This window comes from Sorangium sp. So ce124, from assembly GCF_051525235.1.
In the GTDB taxonomy this organism is placed as follows: domain Bacteria; phylum Myxococcota_A; class Polyangia; order Polyangiales; family Polyangiaceae; genus Sorangium; species Sorangium atrum.
The window spans coordinates 7443864-7460869 of sequence record NZ_CP150312.1; the positions used below are offsets into that span (position 1 = coordinate 7443864).

At 71.0% G+C, this 17006-nt stretch carries 11 protein-coding genes and 1 pseudogene; 3 read left to right on the top strand and 9 right to left on the bottom strand.

The genetic code is table 11. The features are described 5' to 3' along the window. Positions 1-260 precede the first annotated feature (260 nt). The gene (locus tag WMF19_RS27905; RefSeq protein WP_437893145.1) at positions 261-1181 is read right to left on the bottom strand and encodes a transposase; all 921 of its coding nucleotides are present in this window, start codon (positions 1179-1181) and stop codon (positions 261-263) included. 550 nt (positions 1182-1731) lie between these two features. Here WMF19_RS27905 and WMF19_RS27910 point away from each other — a divergent pair. Further along, positions 1732-3834 carry a DUF6055 domain-containing protein gene (locus WMF19_RS27910; protein WP_437893146.1) on the top strand — a complete coding sequence of 701 codons (2103 nt, stop codon included), beginning with the start codon at positions 1732-1734 and terminating at the stop codon, positions 3832-3834. Between the two features lie 7 nt (positions 3835-3841). Further along, positions 3842-4191 (top strand): annotated as a pseudogene (locus tag WMF19_RS27915) (hypothetical protein); the annotation flags it as partial. Between the two features lie 168 nt (positions 4192-4359). On the opposite strand, the gene WMF19_RS27920 reads toward WMF19_RS27915, so the two are convergent. The 7 genes from WMF19_RS27920 to WMF19_RS27950 form a co-directional block, all read right to left on the bottom strand. Then, complete coding sequence (locus tag WMF19_RS27920; RefSeq protein WP_437893147.1) at positions 4360-6219, bottom strand: hypothetical protein; 1860 nt, start codon at positions 6217-6219, stop codon at positions 4360-4362. After that, a complete protein-coding gene (locus WMF19_RS27925; RefSeq protein WP_012237562.1) occupies positions 6216-6608 on the bottom strand; it encodes a DUF4150 domain-containing protein in 393 nt (130 codons plus the stop codon). Before WMF19_RS27925 ends, WMF19_RS27920 begins: the two co-directional genes overlap by 4 nt. Positions 6609-6660: 52 nt before the next feature. Continuing rightward, a complete protein-coding gene (locus WMF19_RS27930; RefSeq protein WP_437893148.1) occupies positions 6661-7386 on the bottom strand; it encodes a DUF3540 domain-containing protein in 726 nt (241 codons plus the stop codon). 196 nt (positions 7387-7582) lie between these two features. Further along, positions 7583-8656, bottom strand: coding sequence for a pentapeptide repeat-containing protein (locus tag WMF19_RS27935; protein WP_437893149.1), 1074 nt, complete (start codon positions 8654-8656; stop codon positions 7583-7585). After that, positions 8653-11325 carry a DUF2169 domain-containing protein gene (locus WMF19_RS27940; RefSeq protein ID WP_437893150.1) on the bottom strand — a complete coding sequence of 891 codons (2673 nt, stop codon included), beginning with the start codon at positions 11323-11325 and terminating at the stop codon, positions 8653-8655. The genes WMF19_RS27935 and WMF19_RS27940 overlap by 4 nt, the downstream gene beginning before the upstream one ends. A 6-nt stretch (positions 11326-11331) precedes the next feature. Continuing rightward, entirely contained in the window at positions 11332-13767 is a 2436-nt protein-coding gene (locus WMF19_RS27945) for a type VI secretion system Vgr family protein (RefSeq protein ID WP_437893151.1), read from the bottom strand. Between the two features lie 308 nt (positions 13768-14075). After that, entirely contained in the window at positions 14076-14870 is a 795-nt protein-coding gene (locus tag WMF19_RS27950; protein WP_437893152.1) for an N-formylglutamate amidohydrolase, read from the bottom strand. 67 nt (positions 14871-14937) lie between these two features. Here WMF19_RS27950 and WMF19_RS27955 point away from each other — a divergent pair, with 67 nt between their 5' ends. After that, positions 14938-16074: a hypothetical protein gene (locus WMF19_RS27955; RefSeq protein ID WP_437893153.1), complete on the top strand. Its 1137-nt coding sequence runs from the start codon at positions 14938-14940 to the stop codon at positions 16072-16074. A 93-nt stretch (positions 16075-16167) separates the two neighbouring features. Here WMF19_RS27955 and WMF19_RS27960 read toward each other — a convergent pair whose 3' ends face one another. Further along, positions 16168-16938: a YbhB/YbcL family Raf kinase inhibitor-like protein gene (locus WMF19_RS27960; protein WP_437901685.1), complete on the bottom strand. Its 771-nt coding sequence runs from the start codon at positions 16936-16938 to the stop codon at positions 16168-16170. Positions 16939-17006 lie beyond the last annotated feature (68 nt).

The window sequence follows — 17006 nt, forward strand, 5'->3', positions numbered from 1 at the left end:
GGATTGATTCAATCGACTCGGCACTCCTGCCGGCCCATAACCGTCCCGTTCTGTCAATCAGAATTTATCTGAAGCCACAGGTCCAATCGTTGCGTACACACTCGACCCGGCCCCCCGTTCGTCGGCGTGCGCGTAGTGCCAGACACACGCTCTTCGCGCCCGCTCCGGCCGCTCCAGGCGGACGTTCCCGAAACACGGCAACACCAGATCGAAGTCGATCCCGCGTTATTCGTATCGCTGTGAACAGCGCCACGCGGTATCTACACCAGAAGTCCGAAGGCCGTCACGCTGGCGCCGTGAAACGTGCGCATCCACCAAGTTCCCGCCGGGAACACCACACTGCGTACCCCGGCGCGCCACCGCTCAAGCGCACCGCGGTACGACGCACGAAACGCCCGCACCGCAGCGCCAGCGATTCGCCGTGCATCACCCTGCTCGCGACCAACCGCAAAGGTCGGATTACGTTCGCCCAGCGCCTCGAAGCTCGTGACGCGCTCGTACGGGGAGATCTTGCTGACTCGCTCAGCACCAAGAAAGCGACGCCCTTGCTGCTGCAGCGCCGCATGGGCCTGCGCCTCGTGTTCCCGGAGCGAGGCGGCGACCGAGTGGCGAAAGTCATCGATGCTATCCTTCTCGACCGCCGGTGGCAACGCGATAGGCAGCGTCACTTCCTCTGGCCACTGTGGGTTTTCCGGGTCAAGATACGCAACAGGACGCGCCGCGCGCAGCACGCCGCAGCCGAGCTCGCTCACATCGACTTTCGCCCCCGGCCACTCACACGCATGCCGAACAAGGCCAGCGGCCACAGGGTTCGCGAGCACGTAGGCGATCTTCTCCACCACGGCAGCGCGCGTCAGGAGGCGCACAACGCTCGTAGCCTCGTGGTCCCATACCGGTCCTTCCCACGCGCGAAGCACCTTGGTTCCGAGTGCCACAATGCGATGAAAGAACTGCAAGAAGCGCGGCAGCACTCCATTCACGTCCGTCACCACCAGATGGAGATGCGTTGACATCGCGCAGAACGCGTGAACCTCGATCCCGAAGCGACCGGCCGAGACCGCGAGGGCGTAAACCAAGAGCTGGGTGATGGCTGCGTCAGGGCGCAGGAGCAGATGCCGGCGCAAGACGCGACGGGTGATCATATAGGTAGCGCCGGGCGAGATCTCGCGGGGGTGGCTCATGGCCCGTCCACACCAACAAACGCTGTGCCAGAGATTGCAGTCAATCATTTCAAGCACTTGCCACGCACCACAGGTGACGATCATAGCGGCAGAGGTGGCGGCCGCCATGCCACCCGCCACATCGGATGGCACATCACCACCTTCCAACAACCCAACCCGCAACAACCCAACCCGGGTTGAGATTTGGCCAAACAACCCAACCCAGGTTGAGATTTGGCCAACAACCCAACCCGGGTTGAGATTTGGTGAAGTCGGGTCTTGGGGCGACCTGCGCCGCCGCCGCCGCCGAGTCTCAACCTGGGTCGGATCTATGCAACCTGGGTCGGGTCTCAAGCGGGTCTGGTCTGGATGGGTCCAACCTGGGTCGGGTCGCGCGGGTCGCGCCGGTCAAGGCATGGAGCAGCAGGGACCTAACCTGGGTCGGGTCGCGGGTCGCGCCGGTCAAGGCATGGAGCAGCAGGGACCTCGGCAAGCTTTGTTTTCTTTTGCACGGCGAGCGCGCTCCGAACGAGAATACAGCATGCTCGACCAAACTTATGGCTCATCGGCGATGCACAAACGCGCAGCCCGTGAGAGCTTCACTTACACATTCCGGACACCCGCGGGCGTTCGTCGCGCGACCCGCACATCATTCCAGCAGCCTCTCGCGAACGGCTGGACGCTCGCTGTTGCCGCGCTCCTCGCTGCGTGCGGTCAGGCGTCGGAGGAACCTGCTCCGGCATCGGGGTCCGGCGGCGGCACGACGGCGACCTCAGGCACCGCCGGCGCCGGCACCACCGGCAGCACCGCCGGCACCGGTGAATCGACCGGCGACGCGGCCGGAACAGGCGGCTCGACGGGGGCCACGGGCGCCAACCCCGGCGCCTGCGAGCAGGGCACGACGAGCACGGAGTGGGCGACGATCTGCCAGACCACGGGGGCCAGTTGCACAGCAGGCGCCTGGAAGGCACCGCGCGACGGCGGCGAGACGCGCGCGCCGCTGCGCCACGAGTCGGCGCACTTCGCCTTCTACTGGCCCGATGGGACGGACATCGACCTGAGCCAGGCGGAGGAGGCCGCGGACACGCTCGAGACCATCTGGAGCGCGTACTTCGGCAGCCCCATCTTCTTCCCCGAGCCGTACTGCAAGTCGGCGGACAAGTGGAAGGCCGCGGTCCACTTCGACAACAGTTTCCCGCTCTGGGGTGGCGGGTGGAGCCGCAACGGCGTCAACTACATGGGGATGTGGATCGGCCCCGGCGCCGCCCGCGACCCGTGGGGGCTCGCCCATGAGTTCATGCACGGCGTCCAGTCGATGACGCAGGCATTCCCCGATTGCGGCGGCACCGGCTGCTGGATCTTCGAGAGCCACGCGAACTGGATGCCGCATCAGATATGGCGGGACAACGTGCACTGCTCGGACATGCTGCCGAACATGCCGCACCTCTACTACGGCAACACCCGGAACCGCTATTGCAACTGGCAGTTCTTCGAGTTCCTGAAGGACAAACACTGCTACAGCGCCGTCAATGACATGTGGGCCTACGAGGCGCCACGCGGCCAGGGCGACCCATGGCAGAAGCTCATGCTGAGCCGTGGCTGGGACATCGAGCGGCTCAACGACGAGTTCGGCGAGTGGGCGATGCACAACGTCACCTGGGACTACAAGGACCCGCCGCCCACGGACGGAGGCGATCCATCCAGCGTGTATCGACAGAAATACGGCTCGATCGAGGCCGACATGACGTCGAACGGCCGCACGGATCGGCGGCTTCGTCTCACGCGGCTCGAGGCGCTCGACGCGGACTGGGCGCAGAGTCGCCGCTTCGTCTCGCCGTATCACTGGGCACCGCAGCGCTGGGGTTACAACATCGTGCGCCTGCACCCGAAGCCGGACGCGACCAGCGTGCGCGTCGTGTTCCGGGGCGTGACCCAGGCCGGCGCCGACCCCGGCTGGCGCTGGGGCCTCGTGGCGACGGACCCGGAGCTGACCACATCGCGCTACAGCCCGCTGCAGCGGGGGAGCGACGGCGAGATGGACTTCTGCATCAGCCCCGGCGAGAACGTCTACCTGGTCGTGGTCGCGACGCCGACCGAATACCAGAAGCTGATCTGGACGAACCCCTCGGACGGCCCAGCGTACCCGTCGATCTATCGCTATCCGTACATGGTGGAGATCGACGGAGCGTGGCCCGCAGGGTTCCAGGACGGCCAGCTCGACGCGTGTCCGCGGGGCACGGCCAGGCACGCGAACGGCGGCGGCTGCGCGCCCGAGGGCACGCCGGCGAGCGTCTACGTCGGTCCTTACGCGACCATCCTCGGCGGAGAGGTGAGCGGCGACGTCCGCGTCGAGGATCACGCGACCATCGTCAACGGCGTCATCTCCGGCGGCCGCGTCGGTGCGCTCAGCCTGGTCGGGCAACGCGGCTCGGGCATCCAGGCGCGCGGGTTCAACGTGAGCGGCTCGGCGAACGTGCAGACCACCTTCTATCCGCTCGGCTGGTTCGGCGATCGCCAGTCTGTCTCCGGAACAGCACAGCTGCTCGGAGATGTCGAGTTCGTCGCCACGTCGAAGTCGAGCAGCACGTTCTATGGGTTCGTCCCCGACGACTGGGCGGGCGTCTCGACGGTCACCGAGGTGACGGTCGCACCGCCGTACACCTGGCGGCGTTGATGCCACGATGCAGCCGATGCTTCATGTTGGGCCCATCGGTGACCGCGACGACGCCGTGACGGCCCACAGGCCATCCCGGTCGCGCTGCGGCTGGCGGGAGAGGCGCTATCCACGCCGCTCTCCTTCGAATGGGTGCCGACCGAGGAGGTGACCGACGCCTCGCGGGTGGCTCGTTATGACGTCCTGTGGTGCGTGCCGGCGAGCCCATACCGAAGCACGGATGGCGCGCTGCGCGCGATCCGCTTCGCCCGCGAGCATCGGCGCCCGTCCCTCGGGACCTGCGGGGGCTTCCAGCACGCGATCATCGAGTACGCGCGCCGTGTGCTGGGCTGGTCGGACGCCGAGCACGCCGGCACACCGTTCAACGAAGGAATGATCTGCCAGGGCGTCGACGACGCCGAACTCTGGATCTCTTCCTGGCATCCGGCGCCTTGTGGTCTCGAGTCCCGACCGGCTTCAGCGTTCCGATGCGCCTGCTGCTCCACGAGGTGCTCCTGCGAGGCGCTGCGCGTGCGGTGCCGGCGTTCAGCGCGGTTGCAGGAAGTACCTGCGCGCGGCCTCGCAGAGTTCGGGCCAGCGCTGGGCAAGCCCGGGATCTGCTGCGAATCGGCCTGCCCAGAAGGCGTCGAGGGCGGCGCGCGCAGCGGCGGTCGGTACCCCGTAGCGTGCGTTCGTGCTCTCCACGTAGGCGGGGTACAGCTCGCACGCGACGACGAGGCCGGCGTACTGGTTGAGCGTGAGAGAGGGTGGCGGGCGCGCGCTGAGCGGGTCGCCCACGCTCGCGGGAGCCGGTGTGGAGGCGGGCGGGACACTCGGCGTGGCGACCGGCAGCGCGCCCGACGCGGATGCCGGCGGCACGCTCGGCGCGGCGACCAGCGGCGCGCCCGATGCGGATGCCGGCGGCACGCTCGGCGCGGCGACCAGCGGCGCGCTCGGCGTGGCGACCGGCGGCACGCTCGACGCGGCGACCGGTAGCGGGCTCGCCGTGGCAGCGGCCTGCGCACTCGACGCGGCGACCGGCAGCGGGCTCGCCGTGGCAGCGGCCTGCGCGCTCGGCGTGGCCACAACGGAGTGACGCTCTTCGTGGAGCGGCACCGCCGGGGAGTGGTGCGCGGGCGCCGGACCAGGCTCGCGCACCGGCTGTCCATCGGGGCTGGCGACGGGCTGAAATGGCAGTGCCGAGTCGAAACGAGCGACGGACGGCCGAGGGCGCTCTTCGGAGGCCACCGGGATGAAGGGCAGCGCGGAATCGATGACCCGCGGCGTATCTGGGAGCGTCTTGCTCAGAGGCTTCGACTCCGCGCCGCTCACCGGCGGGTCCGTCCGAGGAACCGACGCAGGCGCGGGAACAGGCACGATCGCGGGCTGGGTGACGGATTGGGGTGCGGGTGTGGACGCAGGCGCCGGGGCGGGCTCAGGCTCGTCCACCGGTGCGGGCGGGGCCACCGATGCGGGCACGGCACCCGGCACTGCCATCGGTGCCGGCGCGGCTACTGCGATCGGCGCGGGCACACCGAGCGGCGCCGGCGCGGGCACACCGAGCGGCGTCAGCCCAGGCACCGCCGTTGACGCCAGCACCGCCATCGGCGCGGGCATCGGCGCCGCCGGCACCGCCATCGCCGCCGCCGGTACTGCCATCGGCGCCGCCCCCGGCACGAAGGGCAACCCCCCGTCCAGGCGAGACAGCGGCCCCTGCGCCTCGACCAGCGCTGGCGCGCTCGTCGTTGCGGTGGCCTCCTCCGCTTCACGCTTCGCCGCGACCGCCGGCACGAAGGGCAACCCCCCGTCCAGGCGAGACAGCGGCCCCTGCGCCTCGACCAGCGCCGGCGCGCTCGTCGTCGCGGCGGCCTCCTCCGCTTCACGCCTCGCCGCGGCCGCCGGCACGAAGGGCAGCCCTCCGCCCAGGCGAGACAGCGGCCCCTGCGCCTCGACCAGCGCCGGCGCGCCCGTCGTCGCGGCGGCCTCCTCCGCCGCGCGCTTCGCCGCCGCCTCGTCCGCCGCGCGCTGCGCCGCGGCCCGCTTCGCCTCCGCCAGCCGCTCGTCGAGCGTCCCGTGCGTGTCCTTCAGCACGACCAGCGCCTCGGCGCTCTCGCCCTCCGGACCGAGGACGCCGCCGATCGCCAGGAGCATCGCTCGCGCGGCGCGCAGCGCCGCCTCGTCCGCCGCGCGGCCGGGCAGGTGCCGCCTGGCGAACGCCGTGAGCTCGTCGTCCTCGCATCGAACGAGATCCGCGAGCCGGGCCGCCACGCGGCGCCGATCCGGATCGGCGCTGCTGCCCGTCGGCCTGCGCATCGCGGCGTCGAGCTTCGCGAGCGCCTCGGTCAGCGAGCTCTTCTCCGGCGCCGTCGCAGCCTCCGTGGCGGACCCCTTGCTCTCGCCCCTCACGGCGCGAGCACGAGGACGGTTGTGACGCTCGGCACGATGGCCATGCCCGGCGCGTTCGTGCTGTTCTGGATCGAGATGCTCGTCAGGCGCGTCATGGGCGCGCAGCCGACGATCACCGTGAAGGCCGCGGTCACGTTGCGCGACGGGCCCATCACCATCCCGGACGCGACGCCGAGCGCGACGCCGGGGTTGTCCCCCATCGTGAGCGGCGCGACCGTCAGCATGTTGTGCGCCGGCGCGCACGTCACGAGCACGTTCGGCACGAAGAGCACGCTCATCGGATGGAGCGAGATGTTCGGGTACGGGATCGGCACCGGGGCCGGCGTCGGGGTCAGGCACACGTCCGGGAACGCCAGGCACATCCCCCCTGCGGTCGTCTTCGCGAGCATCGCTTCACCCCTCGTCGTTGCTGGCGCCCGCGGCCCCGCGCCGCGCGCCCCTTCAGCCGATCTTGACCTGCTCGCCGTCGAGCTTCGCGAGCGTCCGCGCGGCGACGATCGTGTTCTCCCCACGGACCGCCGCGAGGCCCTCCGCGCGGAGATCGAAGACGCCCGCGCGCACCTGCTCGAGCGCCTCGACGAAGCGGAACGCCTGCTTCGCGCGCTGGACGAGCCGGTCCGCGCGCGTCTCCATGCGCTCGGCGACGACGACGGCCTTCTGGATGTGCGCCTCGAGCGACCGGCCGACGAGCCCGATCTCCTCGATCGCCGCCGCCGCCGCCTGCGCGCGGACCTGGAGCTTGCCCGCGAACAGCCCGACCTCCCTGGCGGCGGCGATCTCGATCTGGTCGCCGGCGCCGAGCCCGAGCCGCCCCGTCGCCTGCACCTTCATGTCGCCCTCGGCGACGATCCGCGTCGTCGCGCCCGCCTCGCCCTCCAGCACCGCGAGGACGAAGATCTGATCGCCGTCCACCGCGCAGAGCACCCGATCCCCCGCGTCCGGCGCGACGAGGCAGCTCTTCGCGCGCCGCGCCGCGACCGGGCCGCCGCCGAGCTCGACAACGAGCCCCGACGCCGCGCCCCGGACGACGCCCGTCTCCAGCGACGGCACGCGTCGCGGTGAGGGCGAGCGCTCGATCGCCGGCAGATCCACAGCGGCCAGGAGGTCGTCCTGCGCGCTGTCGTCGTGTGCCACCGTCAGGGGCTCGCGGGCCGCCATGCTCTGCATCTCGGGTCTCCTCGGCCTGGATCCGCCCGGTAAGGACGTGCGCGCCGCAACGCTAGTTTCAATGATTTCAAGGCAGAAATCAACGGAGTTCGTGGAACGCGGCCTCGCATCGGAGTCTCATGGGTCGCGGTCGTGCGCTCGGTCTCGTGAGTCTCGCGAGTCTCGTGACTACGCACGATGCGCGCAGCATGCCCGGTCACGCGCGCTGCCCGTCGCGCTCGCCGCCGCGGCGCGGCTTCCAGTCCTCGATCGCGGCGAGCTTCTCGTCGTCGCCGAGCCAGCCCGCGCCCGCCGGCACCCGCGCCCCGTCGCGGCGAGCGCGGTGCAGCTTGGCGCGGAACATCCCTGCCTGCGTGAAGTCCGCGCCCGAGAGATCGCAGTGCGAGAAGTCCGCGTACGAGAGCTTCGCGCCGACGAAGCGAGCGCCCGGGCACGACGCGAAGGCGAGGTACGCCTCGACGAGCTCCGCCCCCGAGAAGTCGGCCTCCGCGAGCACGGCCCGCTCGAAGATGGCGTTCTGCAGCTTCGCCCGCGAGAACCGCGCCTTCGCCGCGCTCGCCTCGCAGAAGAGCGCCTGCGTCAGGACCGCATCGGAGAAGTCGCAGTCGGACACGTCGACCCCGGTGAAGTTGCATTGCGTGGCGTCGCAGCCCGCGAAGCTCGAGCCAGCGACGCTGCCGCGCATGAACTGCGTGCGGAACAGCTTTGTTCCCTGGAACGCCCGCGCGCCCAGCGCCGCCTCGACCAGCGTCGTGAGCGTCAGGTTCGCGCCGTCGAGCAGCGCGGTGCGCAGGTCGAGCTTGTACAACGTCGCCTTCTCGAGGTTCGCCCGAGAGAAGTTCGCGCCGCCGGCCTTGACCTCGACCAGGTTCGCCCGGTCGAGGTTCGCCCCCTCGAACGAGGCGCGCTCGAGCGAGCACGTCGTCCAGGTCGCGATGGGCGCCTCCGCGCCCGACAGCGCCGCTCCCTCGAACGTCGACTCGATGAAGCTCGCGCCCACGAGCCTCGCCCCCGAGAGCGTCGCCCCGTCGAGGCGGCTCCGGAAGAACGTCGTCAGGTGCAGGTCCACGCCCGCCGCGTCCACGCCCGACAGATCGCACTCCGAGAACGTCGACTCCTTGACGAGCGCGCCCCGCATCGCGCGCGGCATCCGGACCCGGTCGAAGACCGCGCCCGAGAGATCCGCGCCCGTCAGGTCGAGCCCGGAGATGTCCACGGTCTGGATCGGGTCCCCGTGGCGGACCTTGTCGAGCACCTCGTCGCGGTTCATGTCGCGCCTCCAGGAGCCGGCGCCGCCTGCCGGTCGAACCGGGTGAACTCGACGCTCGCCTCGGCGAACGTCGTCCGGTTGTCACCGCGCGCGCGGCTGAAATCGGCCCGGCAGAGCTGCGCGCCCGTGAAGTCGGCCCCCGCCAGGCGCGATTTCGAGAGGATCGCCTCCGTCAGGTTGCACCCGCGGAGCGACGCGCGGTCGAGGTTCGTCCGGATCAGGAGGGCGTTCTTCATGACGGCGCGGTCGAAGCTCGCGCCCGTCGCGTCGGCCTCGGAGAGATCGGTCATCGTCATCTGGGCTCGATCGAAGCGCGCGCCGCGCAGGTCCGTCGTCCGGAAGCAGGTCTTGTCGAGCACGGCGTCGCGGAAGTCGGCCTCCGGCAGGCCGCTCTTGTGGACGGCGACCCCCTCGGAGAAGCGCGCGCCCGCGAAGCGCGCCTTCGCCCCCGTGCAGCTCATCAGCGACGTCTTGTGCAGCCGCGCGCCGGAGAAATCCGTCTCGTCGAGCGAGCACTCGAGAAGCGTCGCCCGCTCGAGGTTCGCCCCGGCGAGGTTCGCCCCGGCGAAGCTCGTCTGGAGGAACGAGCAGAGCGAGAGATCCGCGCCCGAGAGATCCACGCCGGCCCAGCTCACCTGGAGGGCGTCGGCGCGCTCGAGCCGCGCCCGCTTCAGGCTCGCCCCGGCGAGCTTCGCGCCCATCAGGACGGCCTCGGTCAGATCGGCGTCGTCGAACACCGCGCCTTCGAGGTTCGCCTTGCCAAGGTTCGCGCCCCGGAGCCGCGTGCCCGTGAGGTTCGCGCCCGAGAGGTCGGCCTTCGCGAGCACCGCGCCCTCGAGCACAGCGCCCGAGAGGTCGCAGCCGCGCAGGTCGGCCCCCTCGAGGAACGCGCGCGCGAAGCGCATCCCCCGCAGGTCGACCCCGCGGAAGTCGGCGCCGGTGAGGTCGCGCTCGTCGAGCGGCTCGCCCGCCTCGCGCGCCGCATCGACGACGACGCGCGCCATCTCCGCGGCCTCGGCGGTCATCGGCAGGGCCGCCGTCCTCAGGTGCGCCGAGCCGCGGTAGCCCTCGCGCGCCGCCTGCTCGAGGCGCAGCAGCTGCTCGGGGAACCCTGGATCCGCGAGCATCGCCTCCAGCTCCAGGTTCGGCACGCCGCCGAGGCGCGCCGCCTCGGCGAGCTCCGCGTACTGCTGGAGCTGCGCCTTGGCCGAGAAGCGCGGCGGGCCGCCGGGCGGCTCCTCCCCTGTCTGGCCGCGCCGGAGCGCCTCCTCGGACACGTCCATCTCGGCGGCCTGCGCCTTCATGCGCTCTTCGGCCTCCTTCTTCAGGCGCTCGGCCCTCGCCTTCTCCTCCTCCATCTTCCGCGACGCCGCGTCGAGGTACGTCACCAGCGCGTCGAGGTCGTCGACCGGCGGAGGCGCTTCCTCCTCCGCCAGCGGCGCGTCGAGGCCGAAGCGCGCCGGGTCGATGCCGTCCGCGAGGAGCTCCTCGCGGCGGCGCTCTCGCTCCCGCTCCGCGCCGCGCCGCAGGTTCTGCGCGGCGAGGTTCTCGCTCTTGAGCCACTGCACCATCTCGATCCCGGCGACGTTCGCGGCGACGCCCGACTCGCGCGGCGGCATGAGATCGCTGTCGCTGAGGGACGCGATCGAGCCCCGGTCCTTGTCGATCCGCCGGGCGAGCGCCTCGCGGTAATGCTCGATCGGCCGGGGGCGGCCGATCTCCTCGCAGGCGACGACGAGGTCGACGATCTCCCCGGCGTCGTCGTCGGCCACGGGCGTCGAGCCGTGGAAGATCACCACGCCGAGGTTGGCCGACGGGAAGAGCCACACCGTGTCGCAGCGGACGGGCAGCTCCTGGAACGCCTCCCCGCTCGCGTCGCGGCGGGTGACGAGCACGCGCGCGGTGAGGCCGGGGAGCGCGCCCTCGATGCGCGGGCGCGTCGGGTGCATGTTCTCGACGAGGAACGCCTCGTCTCCGCGGAGCGGCTCGGCGAACCACTGATCGTTCGGCGCGACGTTGAAGAAGGCGGGATCGACGTCGGGCGGCAGGCCGGGCGCCCACTTCTCGGCGTAGTCCGCGGTGTACGTCCCCGCGCGGGCGCGGCGCTGGCCGAACGTCACGTCCATCGCGAGGAAGGACGCCGGGCCCGGCCTGTCGCCGGGCGAGCGGATCAGCGCGCCATAGTGCTCCACGTTCGGCAGCGGCCGGACGCGCTGCCCGCCGCGCTCGACCTCCTCGATCCCCTTCCCGTAGGGGTTCGCCGCGTCCTTCGGCCCGCCGAGCGCGCGCGCCCAGTCGATGGGCATCTCGGAGAACGGCTCCGGCTCCGTGAAGCCGTGGCCGCTCCAGTACCGGTCGCCCAGCACGGCCAGGCGCTTGTCGACGGAGCCGAGCCGCGCGCGGACGAACGACGCGCCGACGCGGCGGCCCTCCGGGGCGTAGCACCGGCCCGCCACGAGCAGCTCGCCGCGCGCCTTCGTGATGCCGTCGTCGAGCGGGAGGCTCCCGAGCTGCGCGGTCGCGGCCTGCCAGAACGTCATCTCGTCGACGAGCGCGCGCGGCGCGTCGAGGGGGAACGCCAGCATGGCGCCCACGTGGAACCTGGTGCGCCGCGCGACCTCGACGACGCGCGTGAGCGCCGGGACCTTGAGGGGTTTGACGACTCGCATCCGCGCTCAGATCTTCGTGAAGGCGCTGTTCCACGCGATGACCCCCGCGAGGGTCAGGGCGATCGCCTGCTGCTTCAGGTAGGTGCCGAACTGATCCATCTTGGCGCCGACGGCCTTCTTATCGAACGCGTAATAGTCGAGCTTGATCAACGACGTCTCGAGCTTGAGCAAGTAGGCCTGCTGGGCGAGCACGGCGTGGTCCGTCTTGATGACGCCGCTCGCCCCCTTGTAGAAGTAGAGCTCGTGCTTGTTCGGCGTGAGGTCGAACGTCAGCCCGAGGACCTCCCACTTCAGGTTGGTGGCCGTGATCTTCGCGTTGGGCGCCTTGATCAGGAAGTTCGTGTCGGACTTCAGGTCGACGTCGCCTCCGAAGTGGCCTTTCCAGGTGGTGGCGACCTCCGTCTTCCAGCTCTTGTAGTCGTCGAAGTTCTCGGCCGTGACCTTGTGCTTCCACGGCCCGGTCACCGTCGACGAGCCCTCCGGCTCGATCGTCTGCTCGAACTTGCCGTGGACGTCGTGCTTCATGCCGCCGCTCGTGATGGTCAGCGTCAGCCCGTCGGTGATCGTCTGCTTCATGCCGCCGGCTTCGACCGTGTCCACGCGGCCCGTCTTGATCGTGGTCGTGCGCGTCGCGTAGTACGTCTCCGTCGCCGCGCCGGTGACCTGGTACGTGTACGTCCCGCCGACGCCCGCCCAGAGGTTGCAGACCACCATGCTGAACTTGTTGCCGCTGACGTTCTCCCAGGAGTCGCCGCCGATCCATGAGCCGCCGTCGCCCGCGGTGGTCTCCAGGTAGCTGAACGTGATGTCGACGAGGCTGCTGCCGGCGATGGCCGGGTCGGCGTTCTCGGGGGACAGGAACGTGCCGGTCTTCGTGTCGCCGTCGCCCGTGTAGACCGACCCGTGGTTGCCGCTCGGCGTCCCCATGTAGATGCCGGTGCGGTTGTTCGGCGTGTGGAGGAAGATGAACTCCTTGCCCTGCTCGTCCTCGAGCACGAGCTGGTTGCCGCTCCCGGTCCGGATGATGTTCTGGCTGAGGTTGCGCTCCGCGACGACGCTCGGCCGGTGCGCGTTGGGCACGACGCCGGCGATGAAGGGCCGGTCCGGGTCGCCGCCGAGGAAGGCGATCATCACCTCGGTGCCCTTGCGCAGCGGGAAATGGAAGCCCTCCGTCGTCCCGCCGTGGGGCTGCATCATGCGCACCCGCGTCGAGATGCGCGCGTCGGGCAGGCCGCTCGTGTCGAACTCGAAGCGCACGAGGTAGCGGCCGTCGGCGTCGATCTGCGCGTACTGGCTGTCGGCGGGGCCGCAGACGATCGCGTTCTCGAACCCGTAGATGCGCGGCCACGGCGTCGCCTGCGGCGCGCGGAACTGCGCGTCGGCCGGGATCGCGAGCAGCTTGATCGCGTAGATGTCCTTGCCCGAGAGCCCCGTCAGCCGCGCGATCTCGGGCGTGATCCCGGCGATCGACGCGCTGTGCTGCACCTCGAGCGCGAGCCACTGGTCGACGATGTCGGCGGGCTGGTCGTCCAGCGAGAACCGGTACCCGGCCCGCGGCCCGAGCGCGTCGCCGCTCCCGCGCAGGGTCACCTCGCGGCAGCCGATCGACTGCGCGCGCACCTGCGCGAGGCGCTCGGCGTCGCTCTGCACGAAGACGCGGAAGCCGTACTCGCGGATCGCGCCCACCCCGTTCGCGGTGATGCTGCTCTCGCCCTTCACCGACGCGGACGGGTTCGCGTAGTTGTAGTCGGCGATGGTGACCGTCTTCGGGAGCCACTGCACGTTCTGCTCGATCTGGTGCAGGCCCGGCGGCGCGGTCACGTCGTCGCCGAAGAGCGGGACGTAGCGCACCACCCCGCCGCCCGGGAAATCGTCGTGCAGCCCGCGGTCGTCGACGATGACGAGCACCTCGCCGGGCCCGTCCTCCGGGTGCTCGAAGAAGTAGTAGAGGCCCTCGCGCTCGAGCCACCGGTGAAAGAACGCCAGGTGCGTCTCGCGGTACTGCGCGACGAACTCCTCGACCGGGTAGTCGCCGTCGTTGATCGAGAAGCGGAAGTCGCTGCCCGCGAGCCCGCCGTTCTGGAGCGTCGCCGAGAGGAACTCCTTGACGGGCTGGTTCGTGAAGACGTGGCTGCGCCAGAAATGGCGCAGGAACCAGAGCTTCGGCACGAGCAGCGCCTGGTACAGCGCCCGATCCGCGTTCTGGTGCAAGAGGCGGACGCTCGCGATGACGCCGTGCACGACGAGCGGGTCCTTCCCGTCGCCGCGGCTCGCGCGCACCGTCGCGCGCTCCCCCACCGCCTTGCGCACGTCGGTGCTCGTCGGGACGGAGAAGAAGAGCTCGAACTCGTACGGCTGCGAGACGTGCTCGGTACCGCGGAAGCCGATGAAAGCGACGCTGGCGAGCGCCGAGCACGAGAGCGAGAAACCATCTGGGCGCATGGAGAGCCTCCCCATCCCTGGCCTGGTGTTGAGGGCGGAATCTCGGTGCATCGCGTCGCGGTGTCAACGTCCGGATGCGCCACGAGAGTGCTGTGGAACAGCGGATCCGGTGGTGGGACGAGCGCGCACCTGTGCGACGTTCGCCGAGCAGCGCGGGCTTCGATCGCGCGCGCCTGCCGAGCTCGTTGCGCCCGTGCGCCGCGCCCTCACCGCGCGCGCTCCGCGCCCTTGTACGCCCTGCGCGCGCACCGTGTGCGCCCTGCGCGCGTACCGTGTGCGCGCTGCAACCGTACCGTGTGCGTGCCGCGTTATCGCGCTGCTGCACTCGTGAGCGCGGCGATGACGCTGCGGGTGAAGCCCCGGAGGCGCGCGACATCGTCGGGGCGGAGGGCGAGGGTGCGCGCGTCGCAGTAGAGCCTGCGGGCGATCTCGATCTGGAGCCCGTGGACCCCTTCGTCGCGGCGCGCGTGCCGCTCGAGCGCGTGGCCGCCGGGGAACGGATCCTCGAGCGCGAGCGAGAGGCCGTGCGCGCGCGCGACCTCGGCGACCGCGTCGCGCGCCCAGCTCGCCGCGGTCTCGCCGCGCCGGGTCCCGAGCACGACGTCGGCCGCGCCCGGGAACATCACGTCGGGGTACGTGTGCCCGGAGACGAGGATCGCGACGCCGTGGCGCGCGCGCGCGTCGGCGAGGCGCGCGGCGACCTCCGCGTGGTACGGCTCGAACACGTCGCGGACGCGGCGCTCGACCTCCGCGCGGGGTGGTGGGCTCTCGAGCCAGTGCTCGCCGCTCGCGGAGCGCCGCCGCACCTCCCGCAGCCCGTACGGGAGCTTGTCCTCGTAGGGCGTGGGCACGCGCGGGGCCGTGTTGAGATCGATGACGAAGCGGCTCGCCGTCGCGACGACGAGCGCGGCCCCCTCGAGCGTGACGTCGCCGAAGAGCGCATCCGCCGCGACGTCCGCGTCGGCCGCGAGGGCGCGCTCCGGCACGCGCGTGAAGCGCGCCGCGAGCTCGTCCACGGCGAGGCTCGCGTGCGGGACCTCGACGACGATCGGCCCCGGCGTTTCGGGCTCGTGAACGCGGAAAGGAGACGGCGGCACGGGCATCGTTCCTCCGGAAGGTGGCGCCGGGTTTTTCGCACGGGCGCGCCGGTTTGCGCTCTCATGGCGGGCCATGGAACCCCGGATCTGGCTGCTCGTGAGCCGATATCACCTCGACGCCGGGCTGTCGTCGCTCCTGGTGGACGGCGTCGCGACGGCCGGCTTGCTCGCCCTCGCGGCGCTCGCGCTCGGGCGCTCGCGCCGGCAGCGCCGCGCCGCCGCGCAGGCCGAGGCCTCGTTCAGGCCCGGCGCCGCGCTCGCGCCGGGCGAGGCCGTCGTCGTGGGCACCGTCGAGCGGGAGCAAGGCGCGGACGTGGCGGTGCGCGTCGAGGTCGAGCAAGAGGGGTCCGAGTCCGAGACCTCCGGGGTCTGGACCCACCAGTGGGCCGAGACCGGCCGCAAGGTCCGTGTCCACCCCTTCTATCTCCGCCACGCGTCCGGCGCGCGCGTCCGGGTCGAGCCGGGCGAGGACGTGCAGCTCGTCGACGCGCTCGACGGCATGATCCGGGTCGATCTCACCCGGCGCGTCCGCGTGGCCGAGCTCATGCCAGGCGAGAGGGTCTTCGCGATCGGCGAGCTACGGCGCGCGCCCGATCCCGAGGCGCAAGCCCGAGGGTACCGCGAGCAGGCGCAGGGATACCTGCTCGTGCCCCCGCGCGGGGGGCGCATGCTCCTCTCGTCCGAGCCGCTCGGCGAGCGGTTCGCGCGCAGGGCGGCGTTCCACCGGCGGTGGGCCGTCGCCGCGGCCGTCGCGTCGCTCGCGTTCAACATGGCGTTCGCGGCCTTCCACGCGCGCCGCTGGCTGGGGGAGACGGTGGACGCCCGCGTGACGCAGCTCCGAGAGAGCGAGGACGGCGACCACACCCGCTTCGAGGTCACGATGCGGGGCGAAGACGGCGCCGCCTTCTCCGACGAGGTGTCCCAAGGCGCATTCGCGCGGCTCCGCGAGGGCGAGACGGTGAAGGCGCGCCACGTCCCCTCGTGGAGCGCGGCCAGCGCGATCGGCCCCGACGTGACGGCCCACTCCGTGGCTTACGCCGCCTTGCCGCTGCTCGGCGTCATCGCGCTCGCGTATCTCATTCGCGCGCACGCCACACGGCCGTGGTACGAGAAGAAGCTGATCGACACGGAGAACGGCAGGCTGGCAGAGAGCCTGTCTTCGGCGCAACAGGCCACCAGGCGTCCGGAGCGCAACCGCAGCAAACCGTGAACGAAGGAGCGTGCGATATCGCGCGGCGAGCGCGGGTGCCTCGCGCCGTCCTGCGTCCGCAAGGCCCCGCGGGCGTCGGCGCCCGCTACCGATTCATCGCGTCGAGGCGGCGTTGGACGTGCCGGTGAGCTTCGCGCTGTCCAGGTGCTTCGCCTCGAGCTTGGTCTCCGCGTCCTTCACTGCAGCCGTGCCGGTGCCCGTGATCGTGATCGAGTCCTCGGCGAGCGCGTAGATCGTGAACTCGTAGGTGTCGGTCTTCGTGCCGGTGGTGCTGCCGAAATTGGGGCAGGGCCCGAGGTAGTTCGAGTTCTGCTTGGCGCCGAGCTGCGCCGCGTCCGCCTGCTTGAACCCCTCGGGCAGCGAGGTGGTGGTGGCAGGAATGTTGTACAGGACCCAGTGATAGCCGTTGGCCTGCGACGGTGTCCCGTGCGCCAGGGTGACATCGATGAAGGTGATGGCGTAGCTCTTCGTGCCCGCAGGCCCTGGGGTCCAGTGGAGCTCCGGCATGACGCTGTTCTGGAAGCCGGCGGTCTGGCAGGTGTACTTGTCGGCGAACTTGGCGCCTTCCGCGTGATTGGTGCTCGCGAGCGCGAAGTCCTCGGAGGGCGCGCTGCCGCCGTCTCCCGTCGAGCCGCCCTCTCCGCTCCCGCCCTGTCCCGCCGAGCCGCCCTCTCCGCTGCCCCCGGCCCCCGACGTCGTGGAGGTCGCGGGCTCGCCTCCGCTCGAGCTCGAGCTGCTGGCGCTGCTGCTGCTGCTACTGTTGCCGCTGCTGGCGCTCTGGGAGCTGGTGCTCGTCGTCGTGCCCCCGCCGTTCCCGGACTCATCGGGATCGCTGCTGGAGCAGTTCAGGATGGCGAATGGCATGGCCACGAAGGCCAGGTATCGAGCGCTACGTGTGAGCCTATCCGTAATGGTACGCATTGGCGCATGAT

Coding starts and splice junctions, on each gene's coding strand:
- WMF19_RS27905 (WP_437893145.1), bottom strand. CDS start 1,181: ATGAGCCACCCCCGCGAGATCTCGCCCGGCGCTACCTATATGATCACC.
- WMF19_RS27910 (WP_437893146.1), top strand. CDS start 1,732: ATGCACAAACGCGCAGCCCGTGAGAGCTTCACTTACACATTCCGGACA.
- WMF19_RS27925 (WP_012237562.1), bottom strand. CDS start 6,608: ATGCTCGCGAAGACGACCGCAGGGGGGATGTGCCTGGCGTTCCCGGAC.
- WMF19_RS27930 (WP_437893148.1), bottom strand. CDS start 7,386: ATGCAGAGCATGGCGGCCCGCGAGCCCCTGACGGTGGCACACGACGAC.
- WMF19_RS27935 (WP_437893149.1), bottom strand. CDS start 8,656: ATGAACCGCGACGAGGTGCTCGACAAGGTCCGCCACGGGGACCCGATC.
- WMF19_RS27940 (WP_437893150.1), bottom strand. CDS start 11,325: ATGCGAGTCGTCAAACCCCTCAAGGTCCCGGCGCTCACGCGCGTCGTC.
- WMF19_RS27945 (WP_437893151.1), bottom strand. CDS start 13,767: ATGCGCCCAGATGGTTTCTCGCTCTCGTGCTCGGCGCTCGCCAGCGTC.
- WMF19_RS27950 (WP_437893152.1), bottom strand. CDS start 14,870: ATGCCCGTGCCGCCGTCTCCTTTCCGCGTTCACGAGCCCGAAACGCCG.
- WMF19_RS27955 (WP_437893153.1), top strand. CDS start 14,938: ATGGAACCCCGGATCTGGCTGCTCGTGAGCCGATATCACCTCGACGCC.
- WMF19_RS27960 (WP_437901685.1), bottom strand. CDS start 16,938: ATGCCATTCGCCATCCTGAACTGCTCCAGCAGCGATCCCGATGAGTCC.